Source organism: Sorangiineae bacterium MSr12523 (genome assembly GCA_037157775.1).
Lineage (GTDB): Bacteria > Myxococcota_A > Polyangia > Polyangiales > Polyangiaceae > Pendulispora > Pendulispora brunnea.
This window is the reverse complement of sequence record CP089982.1, coordinates 4,901,759-4,917,093: the sequence shown is the minus strand read 5'-3', so window position 1 is coordinate 4,917,093 and position 15,335 is coordinate 4,901,759. Positions and strand designations below refer to the sequence as shown.

12 protein-coding genes are annotated in these 15,335 nt (G+C 63.8%); 6 read left to right on the top strand and 6 right to left on the bottom strand.

All coding sequences use genetic code 11. The annotated features are described in order from the left end of the window. Positions 1 to 1,372: 1,372 nt before the first annotated feature. From LZC95_19090 to LZC95_19080, 3 genes are all read right to left on the bottom strand, one after another. Positions 1,373 to 1,648 (bottom strand): hypothetical protein, encoded by a 276-nt coding sequence (locus LZC95_19090; protein ID WXA98915.1) that lies wholly within the window; start codon positions 1,646 to 1,648, stop codon positions 1,373 to 1,375. 1,255 nt (positions 1,649 to 2,903) lie between these two features. Beyond that, positions 2,904 to 3,458, bottom strand: coding sequence for a hypothetical protein (locus LZC95_19085; protein ID WXA98914.1), 555 nt, complete (start codon positions 3,456 to 3,458; stop codon positions 2,904 to 2,906). Between the two features lie 97 nt (positions 3,459 to 3,555). Continuing rightward, positions 3,556 to 4,161 (bottom strand): SOS response-associated peptidase, encoded by a 606-nt coding sequence (locus LZC95_19080; GenBank protein WXA98913.1) that lies wholly within the window; start codon positions 4,159 to 4,161, stop codon positions 3,556 to 3,558. 185 nt (positions 4,162 to 4,346) lie between these two features. Between LZC95_19080 and LZC95_19075 the strand changes: the two genes are divergently transcribed. Genes LZC95_19075 through LZC95_19060 form a run of 4 tightly spaced genes read left to right on the top strand, consistent with a single transcriptional unit; the run spans position 4,347 to position 7,799 of the window. Continuing rightward, entirely contained in the window at positions 4,347 to 5,294 is a 948-nt protein-coding gene (locus tag LZC95_19075) for a hypothetical protein (GenBank protein ID WXA98912.1), read from the top strand. A 5-nt stretch (positions 5,295 to 5,299) separates the two neighbouring features. Beyond that, on the top strand, positions 5,300 to 6,052 hold the full coding sequence (locus LZC95_19070; protein WXA98911.1) for a trypsin-like serine protease: 753 nt from the start codon (positions 5,300 to 5,302) through the stop codon (positions 6,050 to 6,052). Then, positions 6,049 to 7,203: a peptidylprolyl isomerase gene (locus LZC95_19065; GenBank protein ID WXA98910.1), complete on the top strand. Its 1,155-nt coding sequence runs from the start codon at positions 6,049 to 6,051 to the stop codon at positions 7,201 to 7,203. Before LZC95_19070 ends, LZC95_19065 begins: the two co-directional genes overlap by 4 nt. Beyond that, entirely contained in the window at positions 7,200 to 7,799 is a 600-nt protein-coding gene (locus tag LZC95_19060) for a hypothetical protein (protein ID WXA98909.1), read from the top strand. Before LZC95_19065 ends, LZC95_19060 begins: the two co-directional genes overlap by 4 nt. Positions 7,800 to 7,808: 9 nt before the next feature. Here LZC95_19060 and LZC95_19055 read toward each other — a convergent pair whose 3' ends face one another. Further along, positions 7,809 to 8,822 carry an NAD(P)H-binding protein gene (locus LZC95_19055; GenBank protein WXA98908.1) on the bottom strand — a complete coding sequence of 338 codons (1,014 nt, stop codon included), beginning with the start codon at positions 8,820 to 8,822 and terminating at the stop codon, positions 7,809 to 7,811. Between the two features lie 287 nt (positions 8,823 to 9,109). Between LZC95_19055 and LZC95_19050 the strand changes: the two genes are divergently transcribed. After that, positions 9,110 to 10,774, top strand: a complete 1,665-nt coding sequence (locus tag LZC95_19050; GenBank protein ID WXA98907.1) for a methyl-accepting chemotaxis protein — start codon at positions 9,110 to 9,112, stop codon at positions 10,772 to 10,774. 13 nt (positions 10,775 to 10,787) lie between these two features. Further along, positions 10,788 to 13,208, top strand: coding sequence for a penicillin acylase family protein (locus LZC95_19045; protein ID WXA98906.1), 2,421 nt, complete (start codon positions 10,788 to 10,790; stop codon positions 13,206 to 13,208). Here the strand turns inward: LZC95_19045 and LZC95_19040 are convergent. Both LZC95_19040 and LZC95_19035 read right to left on the bottom strand, forming a co-directional pair. Continuing rightward, positions 13,177 to 14,199: an alpha/beta hydrolase gene (locus LZC95_19040; protein WXA98905.1), complete on the bottom strand. Its 1,023-nt coding sequence runs from the start codon at positions 14,197 to 14,199 to the stop codon at positions 13,177 to 13,179. The two genes, LZC95_19045 and LZC95_19040, sit on opposite strands and share 32 nt — an antisense overlap. Before the next feature lie 66 nt (positions 14,200 to 14,265). Next, entirely contained in the window at positions 14,266 to 15,186 is a 921-nt protein-coding gene (locus LZC95_19035) for an alpha/beta hydrolase (protein WXA98904.1), read from the bottom strand. Positions 15,187 to 15,335 lie beyond the last annotated feature (149 nt).

Below are 15,335 nucleotides of genomic sequence, written 5' to 3'. Positions count from 1 at the left end.
ACCGATGCTTCGTCGGCGGTTCGGTGAACAGACTCCGAGTGAGCGCTCCATCGCAAGAATCTTGAAAAGGGCCAATAAAGTTCGCGAACGTCGCCGACAAAGACTGACGAGCATCGTGGAACGTGCACCGCGGATGCAGGCGAAGCATCCGAATGACGTCTGGACTGTCGACTTCAAAGGGTGGTGGGGGGGAAGTCACTCGATGGTGAACGGTACGAACCGCTCACCATACGTCGATGCATACAGCCGGTTCGTGCTCGACGTCGTGGTTTGTCGTCCGGCGCACGAGGCCGTGAAAGGTGTTCGAGCGGCTCTTTCGGAAGTACGGCGTGCCCAACGCGATTCAGTGTGACAAACGGCACTCCGTTCGTCTGCGTTCAAGCGCGAGGCGGAATCTCCAGGCTCTCCGGGTGGTGGATGTCCCTCGGCATTCGACTTGTGCGCTCACGACCTGACTGCCCGCAGGACAATGGTACGCATGAGAGAATGCACGCCGATATGCGCGGTGACGTGCAATCGCGACCCGCGGCCACAGTTGACGCTGAGCGGCGGCGGCTATCCCGCTGGCGGCAGGAATTCAACCAAGTGCGGCCGCACGATGCCTGAATGGCAAGGTACCGGCGGACGTGTACAAGCCTGCAGAGCGTCGTCGCCCGACATCGACATCTTACATGCATCCTGCACACATACTCACTCGACCTGTTTGAAAAGGAGGCCACATCTGTTTTCGCGGTGATCGAGTCTACGTCGGCGTCTCCTTCGCCGGCCTCGATGTCGGGGTCGAGCTTGTCGATGCTTTGCACGTGCGTGTCTGGTTTCGGGATGTCGATCTTGGCGTTATTGAAACCCTGCCAGAGGTCGACGTCTCGAGTTTCGGTTGGCCGCAACCAAGTCGAAAGCCGCGCGAGCTGATGAGCAAAGTCGGCTCCTGCAGACTCATGCTGCGTGGCAGGTGCCGCCTTCGGCGGGGGCTGCCGCCGCCATGGTTCGATGAGGCCCAGAAGCCTCTGGCTACACTCGATCCTGGTGACGGAATAGCGGGCGTGATTCGGAGTCGTGAGCTGCAAGAGGGGTGACAGATCGCCTGTCAACAGCCCGTACCGATCTGTCAGCGATGTGCTCCAGCGGTCCTTGCCCGACGGGTCGATATGTGGAACACATGTGTACTGCGTCAGCATCGGCCGGTACCTTGCCATTCAAGGCATTGCGGTCGCAGCGGGTCGAACTCGTGCCGGCACCCGCCATAGTCGGCGCTGCTCGACGTCAACGCTAACACTTGATCAATTGATCTGAGCCTGAGCAATGGAATGGCGAACATGGGGAGCGTCCGGAGTTTGTGGCTTGATGTCGGTCCAGATCCTCTCGATCGGATTCACTTCTGGTCTGTAGGTTGGGAGGAAATAGAAATCGCGCCGGCCACGAGAATGACATCGCGGACGCGGACGGAGCGCATCTTGCGAATATTAAACTCGTTCATCACGACCACGTCGCAACGACGCCCGCAAGTCATGACCTTCGCGCGCTCGCCCACTGCAGTCTTGCAGCACGGTTCGTCGATGAAGACGAGCTCTCCGGCGCACTCGCCAACGTTAGGAGCGGGCAGAAACGCTTGGCAGCGGGCACGGCGTTCGGGCGTGTTGCGCTCCACGGCACGAACGACTTTTTCTCGCGAGTAGCCCAGACGGGCGAGAGCGCGTTGCACGCCCGACCGACTCGTGACTGCGCCGGAGCGGGCGAGCAAGACATTGGTCAACTCCAGCAAAGTAGCGTCACGCATCTCTGCGACGATGACGGCAAGCCATAATCGCCATGGATCGGAGAAACGTTGCCGCCCCCGGGCGGTCGCGGCTCGACCGAGTCGTTTCACGATGAAGCCGCAGAATACGATTTACGGTCGCGTAGCCAATGCCGAGCATCGTCGCGACCTCGGAATAGGAGAGACTCTGTTCTCGGGCTCCGAGGATGGCCTGTCGTAGCTCCGGTGAATGGGCGTCACGTAACAGCAAAGTTCACACCGTTACGATTGGTGCAACGGGGTTTCAATGTTAATCGCTGCGAGCCGTGACTGCAAGTCACCACGGCATGTCAGCGTGCATTCTCTCGCCCGCCGTTGTCCTGCGGGTCCCCAGGTCGCGAACGCTCCGCCTCGCCGTTGAACGGAAACGAGTGGAGCGTCGTTGTCACACAAAGCCCGTTGAACACGCCGCACTTCCGAACGAGACGTGTCATGCGTCCGACGACACACCACGATGCCGACGAACCGGCTGATTTTCAGCAGCCTTTGAAGTCGAAGGTCCACACGTCGTTCGGATGCTTCGCCTGCGTCCGCGGTGCAGGTTCCAAGATATTCATCCGTCAGCGACGACGGCGTTCACGAACCTTATTGGCCCTTTTCAAGATTCTTGCAAATGATGCGGCGCACTCGGATCTATTGGCCGAGCCGCCGACGCAGCACCTTCGCTGTCATGGACGCGAGAGCAACCAGCGCCTGCACCGTTGCCTCCGCACCCACATTGCGATCGCTCGTTCACCAGCACCAAAAGGGCTCGGCCAGGACGGGTTCCAGCGATGTCCATGCCCGCAGCGCCGGCGCTGTCGATAACCCCTTTCACCTTTCGGCAATACAGCGCTCCCGGCCCTAAGGCACCCCACAGCATTCGCAGCCAAAAACGCGACTCACGCGGTACCGACCGAAGACACCGTACAAGCGCTCGATCGAACCGCGCAACTCAACTCAATGCGACATGCCTCGGAGCGCACCAAGCCCTCCGCCTCCACGGGTGGCCCTTTACTGCCGCAGGAGCTCGGGGCAATAAACGCCACGGCGTCAAAATCGGCTTCAAAGCTGGCCATGACCTCGATGCCAAAGTTTCGCCTTCATCGGATATCACACTAGTGAGCGGTCACTCGGAAACCAATACGTCGTCTTTGCGTTGGCGCTTCGAGCATTCGGTCCAGAATGCGCCGTAGAAGTTCGGCTTCGCGACGTCGAGGATGCCCGAGGCGCAGTCCGGAGGGACGGAGACATCCCAGGAGGCTCTCGTGTCGAGTGTGAAGCGCACTTTTTCCGTTTTGGAGATGAGGATGCACGTCCAACGCTTCGCAGATACGTTGACCCATCGTCCCGACGCGATACGAAAGCGTGGAATGTACTTCGGATCATACGGATGCTCGCGAAGGCAGCTCCTCATCTCTTCTTCGCTGGACATGGCTCCCTTCGAGCATTCGGGATAACTTCCGCGCCAAGGCGGCACGCAGATCCACGCCACTTCGGAGCCGCTATCGGCATCGTGGTTCGTCTGCGCATCGTCCGAGGCGTCGAGCGATGCATCGGGCACTTCACGCACCAGCACGGGTGGCGCGGCCACGGGTGTGGCGGCATCGGGTTCCTCGGATTTTTGCCGCTGGCAACCCGCCAGCGCGACGAGTGCTAGGACGAAACCAAGGTGGCGGCGCACTCGCGGCACCGTAGCTCGCTGCCGTTATCTCAGCAAGACGAACATCGAAGTCCAATTCGAAGCAAACCGAATTACCAAATTCCGCCACACCGTTTCCTTAGACGACCTTCAACGGGTCCTCCGGATATGGCTCCAGAGAATCCGCCGGTTGGATCGTTTGGACCAAGTGAAGCGCGGCATCGGTTTTCGTCGATGGATCGAGCCACGTTGCCAAGTGCTCGTCGGTGACCAGGACCGGCATCCGGTCGTGGATCTCGACCAAAGGGCCTGCGGCGGGTTGCGTGATGATGGTGCAGCTCTCGCGCACCTCGCCGTCCGACGTAACGGTGCGCTTGCAGAGGGCGGCGAGGGCGAGGATGCGACCGTCCTTCTGGCGAACGGCGTAGGGTTTGCGCTTCGTGCCCTTCTCGCCTTGCCACTCGTAGAACTTCGTGAACATCACCAGCCCGCGCGTGCGGCTCGCCAGCGAGCCCTTTGCGACCGTCTCTGCGCGGACGAGCAAGATGGGCCGCTTCGAGGCGGCGCGCTCCTCGCGTGTGCCCCAGACCATGCCGTCAAGCTTCAAATGGCCGTCTTCTCGATGCACCACGGGCACCGGATCGGTCGGCGACACGTTGTGGCGGGGGGAGGACAGATCGAAGTGCACGTCGAGCTCGCCCAGGTCAGCGAACGCTTCCCGTATCTTTTTTTCACTGTAGTCCACGTCTCCTCGACCGCACATGCGCGATTGTTTTGCCATTCCTGATTTGGCGCGCAACCGCGGAATACTTTTTCAATGTCGATACATGGATCGGCCGCAGATGGATCGCATTTGTTCCATTGTGTTCCGCTGCCTCCCAGCTAGCGTGACGTCAATAAGCTCGGAAAGCTGAGAAGGGAGTGCGCCTCATGAGACGAATCGGCGCGTCGATGGCCGCGATTGGGATCACCGTGGGCTTGCTAGGCTGTTCCGGAAGTCCGGAGGCTCCGGATGAAGCTGGAACCCCTGTTTTGGAGCGCAAAACCGATCCGGCGCTTCGTATCGAGCGCGACAAAACACAAGTGCGCGGTCAGCTGACCGACAACGGCATCGACGTGCAGTTCTCCAGCGTCGAGTCTGCCCAGGAAACCCTGGTGAAGGTGAGCCTCGACGGCATGGTCCTGTCCGCCCGCTACACGGGCGACCAGGAGATCCTCGATGGCGTGAGCGCCGATGGCTCCCCCACCCTGCTCACGGAGATCGACCGCGCAGCCATCCGGCGCCTGCTCGCGGCACTCGAGACGACGTTCTATCCGCCCGTCGATCACGTGGAGAGCAAGGAAGACTACGACCGCGCGCGCCAGCTCACCAAGGCCGAGGAGCGGCTGTTCCGCGTGGTGGATGCGCAGTGGTCTCTCTGGCCTTCGTCGGTTCCCTTGAACAAGACGCTCACCGGCGAGGCTGCACGCAGCTGGACGAGCTGGCGCCGCTACGCCGCCACCAACACGACGGTGACGGGCTGCCACGACTGCAACAAGTGCTCGTGGACCGGCGACTGCTGCGACACCGGCAAAAAACTGGGTGAGAACTTCAACGGCTCCAACTACGGCAACTGCGGCACCAGCAGCACGGGCTCGCAGTTCACCAAAGATTGCACGAACCACGATCAGTGCGTGCGCACGACGAAGCACGGCGGGCACGCGCTGGCGAGCGCCTATTGCGACGACCAATTCACTTCGTGCATCGACGACGAAGCGAGCGCGCCCTCGTGCGATTACGACTGGCGCGGAACCAGCCGCAAGGGTAACTGCCCCACGTCGTGGAAGGGCGACGGCAAATGCGATTGCTTTTGCCAATTCCAAGACACGGACTGCTAACTCTTTTGGGCCTATTGGCCTGCAGCAGCGATGGCGGCGGCGTCGGCGAGCCGGCCGGCCGGTGTGCCTCGGAGGAGACCACGGATCGAAACGAGCAGGCCATTATTAACGGGCAAGACGACGAGGAGGATGAAGCAGTGGTGGCCGTCAACATGTTGAACGTCGAGTGCATGCGCGCGGGGGCACCCATGTGCACCGGCACGCTCGTGCGCCCGCAGGTCGTGTTGACCGCCGCCCATTGCGTGCGCGATGCCGCCCCGTCGTCGCTGGCCGTCGTCTTCGGATCGCAGGCAGATCTTGGCCGCGGCGAGCCAGGCACCGGCCTGCAAGGCCGCTTTTTTCGGGTGACCGGCGTTCGCATTCACCCCGACTATCATGCGGACGGTCTGGACAACGATGTCGCGGTGCTCGATCTGGAGCAACCCGCCACGGTGTCGCCGCTCCCCATCGCGCGCTCCGGCGCCGGCATCGAGCCTTCTGCGGCGCGCGCCGTGGGATATGGCATGGGGCGCAAACGCACGGGCAACGTGAACGTGACCGAGGTTCGCGCGCGCGAGTTCACCTATGTTCCGCAACCGGCGATGACCTGCGCCGGCGACTCGGGCGGCCCCGTTCTTCGCATGCGGGGAGACGGCACCGGCGAAGAGATCATCGGCGTCACCAGCCGCGGCGACACCGCCTGCCGTGACTACGGCATCGCCATGCGCACCGACGCGCTCCCCACAGACTTCATCGAGCGAAAGGGCGCCGCACCATGATCGCCCGCGGCGTGGTTCTCCTCGGTCTTATCGCCCTGGCCGGGTGCCGCAAGGCTCCTCCGCCGCAGGCCGAGCCACCTGCGCAGTCCACCGAGGCGCAGCAACACGCCGCCGACACCCGCCTTGCCGCCGCCGTCATCACCATCGCGTACGCGGAGGTCGAGCACTACGCCGGTGCGCGCCCGAAGCCCGCGCGCACCAAACCCGAAGCGCTTGCCCTCGCCACGGAGCTCGCCGCCACCGCGAAAAAGTCCCCCGCGCAATTCCGCGAGCTCGCCGTGCGCCATTCCGAGGATCCCTTTGCCGCCGAGGGCGGCGAACTTCGCGCCTGGGCGAAGGGTGAAGACGCGGAACTCGACACGGTCGTCGCTCCCCTCGCCGTCGGCGCCATCTCGGATCCCATCGACACCGAGTACGGCTATCGCGTCTTCGTGCGCCTGCAACCTTTGCCCGTCGAGCGCATCGCCGCGCGCCATCTCGTCGTCGCTTGGTCCGGCGCGACGCGCGCACCGCGGAGCATCACGCGCAGCAAGAGCGAGGCCCTCGAGCGCGCTCGCGAGCTCGCCGCCCGCGCACGCCGCGATCCCGGCGCCGTCGAGGCCATGGTTCAAGCCGAATCGGACGGCTGGGACAAAGCCCAAGCCGGCAGCATGGGCCAATGGAACGTGGACGGTGGCCGCTACCCCGTCTCGTTCGACCGGGCCATCTCCGCCCTCTCCGTCGGCACCATCTCGGACCCCGTCGAATCGGAGTTCGGCTACCAAATCTTTCAACGCATCGCACTCACCGCCGAGGCGGAGACCCTCGCGGGCGCGCACATCCTGGTCAGCTTCCGCGGGGCGAAAAAGGCCGGCCCCACCGTCGAACGTACCCGCGCCGAGGCCGAGGAAAAAGCCCAGCGCATCGCCCGCGAGGCGCGCGCCAACCCGGAGCGGTTCGGCCAACTTGCCGTCGCCAACTCGGACGATCCGAGCGGGCGCTCCGGCGGAGATCTCGGTGTGTGGAAGAAGGGAGCGATGCCGGATGTTATCGATGCCAAGCTGGCCAGCCTGAAGACCGGCGAGATCTCCGAGCCCGTATTGACGCCCTTTGGCTATCACGTCCTTTTGCGCCGCGAGGCACCCACCGACAAAGCTTACGTGGTGAAATGATGTTGCGCACAGCCACATGGATCGGAGTCGTCTGCGCCGTGGCCACGGCATCGTGGCTATGGCTCCCATCCCGCTCGGAGTCCGGGACCGTGCGCAGCAGCATCGTCCGCGAACCCCGTTCGGAGTTCCACTCCACCGATTCACGGCTCGCCTCCCGCTCGTCGTTCGCCCAAGCGACCCCCACGACACGAACGACGGATCCCGCCATCGTGGCGGAGGAACCGACCATCGACGTTCCCGCCGACCCGCCCCCGGTGCTCCAAGGCGACGAGCGAAGCCGCTCGGGCCTTCCGCCCGCGCTTTTCGACAAGCGCGCCGAGTTCCAATCACGCGCCCCCACCTCCGAGCGGCTCGCCGCCGTGGCGAGCCATGCGCAGCGTCCGCCGACCGAGGCCGCCCTCGAGCGCGTGCGGACCTCCTTCCGAAAGCGCGACGAGGAAGCCGCCCTGGCCATCGGCCGCTACCGTATGGGAACGATAACAGATGCAGAAGCCCTGCTCCTCGTCGCACGTGCCCAGGACGACTACCGCCGCGAGACCATCACCGCCCTGGACATTTCGCCCGGCGAATACAGCGCCATCTTCGAGACGGATTGACCCGCGGGATCACGCCACCTCGTACTCGAGGTGCTTCGGCGAGAGGGCCCGCAAGAAATCCTCCGCGTCGAAGATCGCACCGGCCGCCACAACGCCACTCGCGTGACCAGCGCGCGTGCGCCCGTCCAATACGCGCTCCATCGCTTCGACGAGGATGGGCGCCGAGACGGCATAGATATCCCTTCCTCGCGCCACCGCGCGGCGTTCTTTGCCGCCTCGGCGAACGACGGCCTCCACCAGGAACGATTGCGACGACCGTCCACGTTCGTCGGCGGCCACCGGAGCCGGCGTTTCCGGATTGCGAAGATCGGCAATGGGGGCAAGGTTCATGAACGTGCGGATCTCCCGCGCCCGCAGATGGCGTGACATCGTCACGATGTCCACCGTGGAGAGCGGCACGACCTCCTGCGCACCGACCGGCGCCGGAAAATTCCACGTCGTTTTCTCCTGCGGATCGGAGCCAACTTCCAGCCGGTTGTTCGAATAGAACACGCGACGTCCGGCCGTGCGCTGCCCCGTGATCCGCGTGCCGCGGGTCGGATGCCATCCGTCGAGCGCAAATCCCACACGGACTTCGTCCGCCGGCGCGTCGTCATTGTCCATGGCCACGGTGGCCAATAGATCGCCCAGTCCGCCATAAAAGCCCATGGCCGGAAGAATGACCACGCCCCCAGCACGCGCTGCGTAATGCTCGAAGGTGTTCATGGCCACCAGGCCCTCCGCGGTCGGATCGAGGTACGGGATTTCCGCCCGCAGCGCAGCCTCTACGACGGCTGCCGACGTGTCGGCAAATGGCCCCGCACAATGAATCACCGCCGCGGAACCCGCAAAAGCCCGATCGAGCGAGCTTGCATCGTCCACAGACGCAGGCCGCACATCGAGGCGCCGATCCAATGCGTTCAATTTGTCCGCATCGCGGCCCGAAAGAATGGGTGTCCATCCGCGGGCGAGCAATTCCGCTACGACGAAGCGCCCCGTATGGCCATAGGCACCGTACACCGTCACATTTCGATTCGACGTCATGGCGGCCAAGGTAGTGACCACCCCGTGCACGAGACTTGGAGAAAATTGATCTCGCAACGCAACAGCCGATTCGGAGCCCCTACCTTGGAACTTCGTGGCGATCGAACCGCGGCAGCGCGAACGAACCGGCGAGACCGGCGCGATGTGTGGTCCAGAAAAGCAAGGATCGCCCTACCGCCCGGCGATCCTCGCGCCACAATCCGTCAGCGCATAGGTTGCGTCGAGCTTGCGTCCACTGACGGAGTTCTCTAAGGGATTTTCGCAACGCAAATGGGGACGGGGACGAGATGCACCGATTGAAGCTCTTCTGGAAGTTCGCGCTTCTCGCGTCGATGATTCCCATCACTGTGGCTACCATGGCGGCCGTGGCGCGCCGCGGTACGAGCGACTTGAAATACCAAGTCGACAATATGTACGCCTTCATGCTCATCCCCATCATGGGCATTGAAGAAGGAAATCTCCGGCGCGACCAACTCGCCACCGAGTTGGGCTATCTCAAAAGATTGGACCTGTCGGCCGAAGAGCGTGCGGAGCACATCGCACGCGTGCGCAAATACGACACGGACATGGCGCAGGTGATGGCGAAATACCGCGCCGAATGGTGGACGGCCGTCAGCCCCGAGTTCACGCACACATTGGAAGCGGCCGGACAAAAGCAGCTTCAAATCGACGAGACCGATCGGCTCCTTCAATACGAAAAAGCGTACGCGGCGTATGCTACGCACCGCGAGATGTTCCTCGCCGGAAAGACCGGCGAGTTCGACGCGATCGTGCCCCACCTGGACGTGATGAACCAGGCCCTCACCGACCTCGTGCACATCAACGCGAGCTTCGCCGAGCTCTCCAACAAGGACGCGCAAGTCACCGTCGAGCGCACGCGCGCGCGGCTCTGGATCGCCGGCGCCGCCCTCGCGTTGGCCGCGCTCGCCGTTGCATGGTGGCTCTCGCGATTGGTCGTCGTGTCGGTAACGGTGTTGCGCAATGCCACCACCCGGCTGGCCAAGGGCGATCTCGACGTCGACCTCGGCAACGACGACGAGGGGCGCGGGAGCGGTGACGAGGTCGCGCAGATGACCCTGCAGTTCAAACGATTCATTGGCGTGTTGCGCACGCTCATCGGCAGCATGCAATCGGGGGCCGATGCCCTGGCCGCTGCGGCCGCGCAGGTCTCCTCGTCGTCGGCGCTTTTGTCGCAAGGCACGAGCACGCAAGCGGTGAGCGTGCGCGACACGAGCTCCGTGCTCGAACGCATGGGCACATCGATCGCGCACACCGCCCGCAACAGCCGCAAGGTCGAGGAGATCGCCCGCCACGGCGTCGTCGCCGCGGAAGAAGGGTGCAAGTCGGTGCAGGAGAGCGTCGCCTCCATCGAGGCCATCGCCTCCAAGATGTACATCGTGCAGGACATCGCGTACCAGACGAACCTCTTGGCCCTCAACGCCGCCATCGAGGCCGCGCGCGCGGGAGAGCACGGCCGCGGCTTTGCCGTCATCGCCGACGAAGTGCGCAAGCTCGCGGAGCGCACGCAAAGCGCCGCCAATGACATTCGCGAGCTCGCGTCGAGCAACACGCGCATCGTCACCCGCTCCGAACAGCGCATCGCCGAGCTGGTGCCGTCCATCCGCCGCACCGCCGAGTTGGTGCAAGGCATGGCCAGCGCGGCGAACGAGCAAGCTGCGGGCGTCTCACGCATCAACGTCGCGATCGCACAGACCGATCGGGTCACGCAGCAAAATGTCCATGCCGCTCAGGAGCTCGCCTCCACGGCCGAAGAGGTCTCCGCCCAGGCCGACGCCTTGCGCGATCTCGCGTCTTTTTTCCGCCTCCCGGCCTGGTCCTCCACCACCAACGTCACTACGCAAAGGGACCGCCCCGAGCCCACCTCCCCCTCCGAGTTCCCCACCGCCCGCGATTCGAAACCGCCATCCTACGACGGTGACAGCGCGGCCTGAGGTTGCCGCCACGATGCGCTTCTCATACTGGACCGCCTCCGCCATCGCGCTCGGTTTCGTAGGATGCGGCGGCATCGCGGACACCCCGCCGGCAGCAAGCGCCGGCCAGAGGCTTCCCGCATCGGCGACGTACTCCGTCGCGGGTCTCCGAAGTCCCGTCGAGCTCATCGACGATCGATGGGGCGTGCCGCATATCTACGCACGCAGCGTCGAAGACGTTTTCTTGGCGCAGGGCTTCAACGCCGCACGCGAGCGCTTGTTTCAAATCGACCTCTGGCGACGCCGCGGCCTCGGGACCTTGTCGGAGGTGTTCGGCCCCGCCTACGTCGCGCAAGATGCGGCCGCGCGGCTTTTTCTGTACCGCGGCGACATGCGCCGCGAGTGGGAGAGCTACGGGCCCGACGCCCGAATGGCCGCCACGCAATTCGCAGCCGGGGTAAATGCCTACGTGGACTGGCTCGGCCAACACCCGGAATCGCTTCCGGAGGAATTCCGCATTTCGGGATATGCCCCCTCGCACTGGCAGCCAGAAGACGTGGTGCGCATTCGAAGCCACGGCTTGACCCGAAACGTGACCAGCGAGGTCGCCCGCGCCAAGGTGGCCTGTGCGGCGGGGGTCGAGGCGGACCAAGTTCGCGCGCATTTGGAACCCGAGTGGCACACCACCGTGCCTGCCGGTTTCGACCCGTGCGCGCTGCCGCCCGATGTTCTTCGGGTGTTCGAGCTCGCCACGCAACGCGTCGCCTTCGACCGCACGACACGCCAGCCCGTCGCCTCCATCGCGTTCGACGCGCTGGACTCGAGAAACGCGGAGCCGGAGGGCAGCAACAATTGGACGATCGCTCCAACACGAACCGCGACCGGCCGGCCCATTCTGGCCAACGATCCGCATCGGAAATACGCGACGCCCTCGCAGCGGTACATCGCGCACCTTTCGGCGCCGGGCCTGGATGCGATCGGCGCCGGCGAGCCCTCGCAGCCGGGGCTTTCGATAGGCCACAACGGCACCATCGCCTTCGGGCTCACCGTGTTTTTCCTCGACCAGGAAGATCTCTACGTCTACGAGCTCGACCCGCAGGACCATAATCGCTACCGCTACGGACAAGGCTGGGAATCGCTCCGCATCATCCAGGAACGGGTCCCGGTCGCCGGTGAGCCGCCGCGCGACATCGAGCTTCGCTTTACGCGGCACGGGCCGGTGGTGAAGATCGACGAGGCACGGCACCGGGCTTACGCGGTGCGCACGGCTTGGCAGGAGCCGGGTATGTCGCCTTACTATGGCAACCTTCGCCTGCTGCGGGCTCGCAATTTCGCCGACTTCAAAAGCGCGATGCGAAACTGGGGCGCCCCCACGGAGAATCAGGTTTACGCGGACGTGCACGGCAACATCGGGTGGGTTCCCGGCGGCCTTGCGCCGAAGCGCCGCGGCTACGATGGCCTGCTTCCCGTGCCAGGTGACGGCCGCTACGAATGGGAAGGATTCTACAACGGCGACGATTTCCCCAGTGCGTACAATCCGCCCGAGGGATTCATTGCCACGGCAAACCAAATGAATCTTCCTCCCGATTATCCTTATCGGGAAAAGAAAATCGGATTCGAATGGGTGAATCCGGCGCGTTATCAGCGCATTCGCGAGGTGCTGTCGGCCTCTCCGCGCATCTCCATCGAGGATTCGATTCGCCTGCAAAGTGATCAGCTCTCGCGACCGGCGCTTCGGATCATTGCGCTCCTTCCGCGTTCGCCACGCTCGAGCGCGGCATCCGCCATGCTGCACGCGTGGGACGGAGTCGAAAGTGTCGACTCCGCGCCGGCCGCCCTGTTCGAGGTTTGGCGAAAGCGCCACCTCGGTCCCGCCTTCGTCAAAGCCGTACTCCCCGCCGCCGCAATCAGCGCCGTGGCCCAGCCCGATCTCGCGGTCCTTCTCGACGGCCTCGAGCATCCGCAACGTTGGTTCGGCGAAGACGCCACGGCCAAGCGCGATCGCCTCCTTTCCGACACACTCGAGGCCGCGTATGCCGACACGACGCGGCTTCTAGGCCCGCAATCCACCGAGTGGAAATGGGGGCGCCTCTTGCACTCGTCTTTCCAGCATCCGTTCTCGCCGCTGCTCGATGAAGGGACTCGCGCACGCTTGGACGTCGGTCCGCTTCCCCGGGGCGGCTCCGAGTTCACCGTCAATGCGTCCACCTACGAAAAGGACTTTTTGCACACGGCGGGAGCGTCCTTCCGCATGGTCCTCGACGTGGGCAACTGGGACGCGTCACGCGCGATCAACACCCCGGGCCAATCCGGGCTCCCCGACTCACCGCACTACCGCGATCTGGCCGAATCGTGGAGCACCGGAAATACGTTTCCCTTGCTCTACAGCCGCTCCGCCGTCGAGCGCAACGCCGAGCGTCGCATCATCTTGCAACCTGCCCGAGAAACTCCCTGATCACGCGCGCGTGCTCCCGCGGCGTCTCCACGTGGGCGAGATGCCCCGTGTTCGGCAGCACGACCAGCCGCGAGCCGGGAATGCCCCGATGCATGATGTCGGCCATCTTCGCGGAACAGATGAAGTCCTTTTCGCCCACCTCGATGAGCGTGGGCACCTTGATTTCGCCCAGGCGGGGCCGAACGTCGTACGCGGGGCCCTTCGGGACCGGCTGGTCCTGCGGCATGTTGGCCTTCTGCCGATGGTTCCTTTCCACATAGAGCTGGAAGGCAGGAAGCTTCCCCTCGAGCTCTTGGCGGCGTTGCGACCAATTGGCGATGTACAAGGGCACCGCACGCGTGAAGGTCTTCGTCATTGCCTCGTCCGTCTGGACGTGGTCCACCTCGTCCAAGGCCGCCGAGGCATCGCCGAACCACGGTTCGTTCTTGAACCACTCCATGTTCGAGGCAACGTCCTTCTGGAAGTCTGGTCCGGTCGTAGGCGACGTGTCGAACAGAATGAGCGCGCCCACGTGATCGGGATACGTGAGGGCATACGTCAATGCGACGAATCCGCCGTAGGAGTGGCCGAGTAACATGACCTTCTCGATCCCCACGTGTGCGCGCAATCCGTCGACATTGGCCGCATCGAGCAGGCGGCTGTACTCGGCCGGATTGGACAGCCGGCCCGATGCCCCCGTCCCAATCGGCTCGATGTACACGACCGTGGCGAACTGTTCGACCTCCCGCATACGCAAATAGCCCCAGCCACCGCCGGGGCCGCCGGGATGGGCAAACACGACAGGACCCTTGCCATAGACGTGATAGACAATCGGCATTCCGCCGATCATCGCCGTATGATCGCCCTGCGATAGCCGGCTATCCGGACGTTCGGTCTCGGCCGCCCCCATGACGGGCGATTTTGCCTGCGAACATGCGCTCGCCACCAGCGTGATCCATGCAAACGGGAGCGTTCGCCCGAAAAAGCGGGCGCCTTTGGAGAGAATCGACATGAATCCGAATTAGATGCCGGCGCACGACCCGCCAAGGGACCAACGATCCCTTGACAGCACCAATTCTTACACGTTCGAAAGAAACTCCCGAATGGTCCGCGCATACTCTTGTGGCGTTTCGATATGGGCGAAATGGCTCGTATCCGGGAAGACGGCCAGGCGCGAGCCCGCGATACCGCGATGAATCACCTCGGCCATTTTGGGGGAGCAGATGAAGTCCTTGGCGCCCACTTGCACCAATGTCGGCGCTTTGATTTCGCCCAGGCGAGCGCGAACGTCGTAGGAGTCGTGCGGCGCGGGGCGGCCCGCAGGCGTACCTGGCACCGCGGGCGCGTCCCCCTTTCGGCGAAAGGCCCTTTCGAGGCAAACCCGCATGCGAGAGATGCGCCCCTCGAGCTCGTTGCGCCGCTCGGCCCAATTGGCCACGTACAATGGCAGGACGCGGGCGAACGTTGCCATGAGCTCTTCATCGCTCTGGGCGCGGCTCAATTGCTGGAAGGCCGTCGTGGCCTCCGCAAACCAAGGCTCGTCCTTGAACGACTGCAGGTTCGACCCAACGTCCTGGTCGAAGTCCGGCCCGTTCGTCGGCGACGTGTCGTACAGAATGAGCGCGCTCACGTGAGCCGGGTGCGCCAGGGCATACGTCAATGCCACGAAGCCGCCGTACGAGTGGCCGAGAAAGGCAAACTTCTCGATGCCCAGGTGAATACGCAATCCCTCGACGTTGGACGCGTCGAGCTGCAGGCCATAGTCGCCCGGGTTCTCCAATCGCCCGGAAGCGCCGGTGCCAAGGGGCTCCACGTAAACGACGGTGGCGAATTTCTCGACCTCCGGCATCCGTAGATAGCCCCACTCGCCGCCTGGACCACCGGGATGGGCAAGCACGACCGGCCCGCTTCCGTGGACGTGATAGGCAATCGGCATTCCACCGATCACGGCTTTATGCTGCCCGGTCGGAAGTTCGACTCGCAGTCTCTCGCTGGACATGGCCTACGACGTAGATGCCCGAGGGAGATCCGGCAAGACCGTACCTTTTTGTTCGATACGTTACGAGTTCCGCGCTCGATGAGGCGACCTCAGCTCGCCATGGCCGAGGCACGCCACAAATTTTCACGGCCGCACGCGAATACCGAATA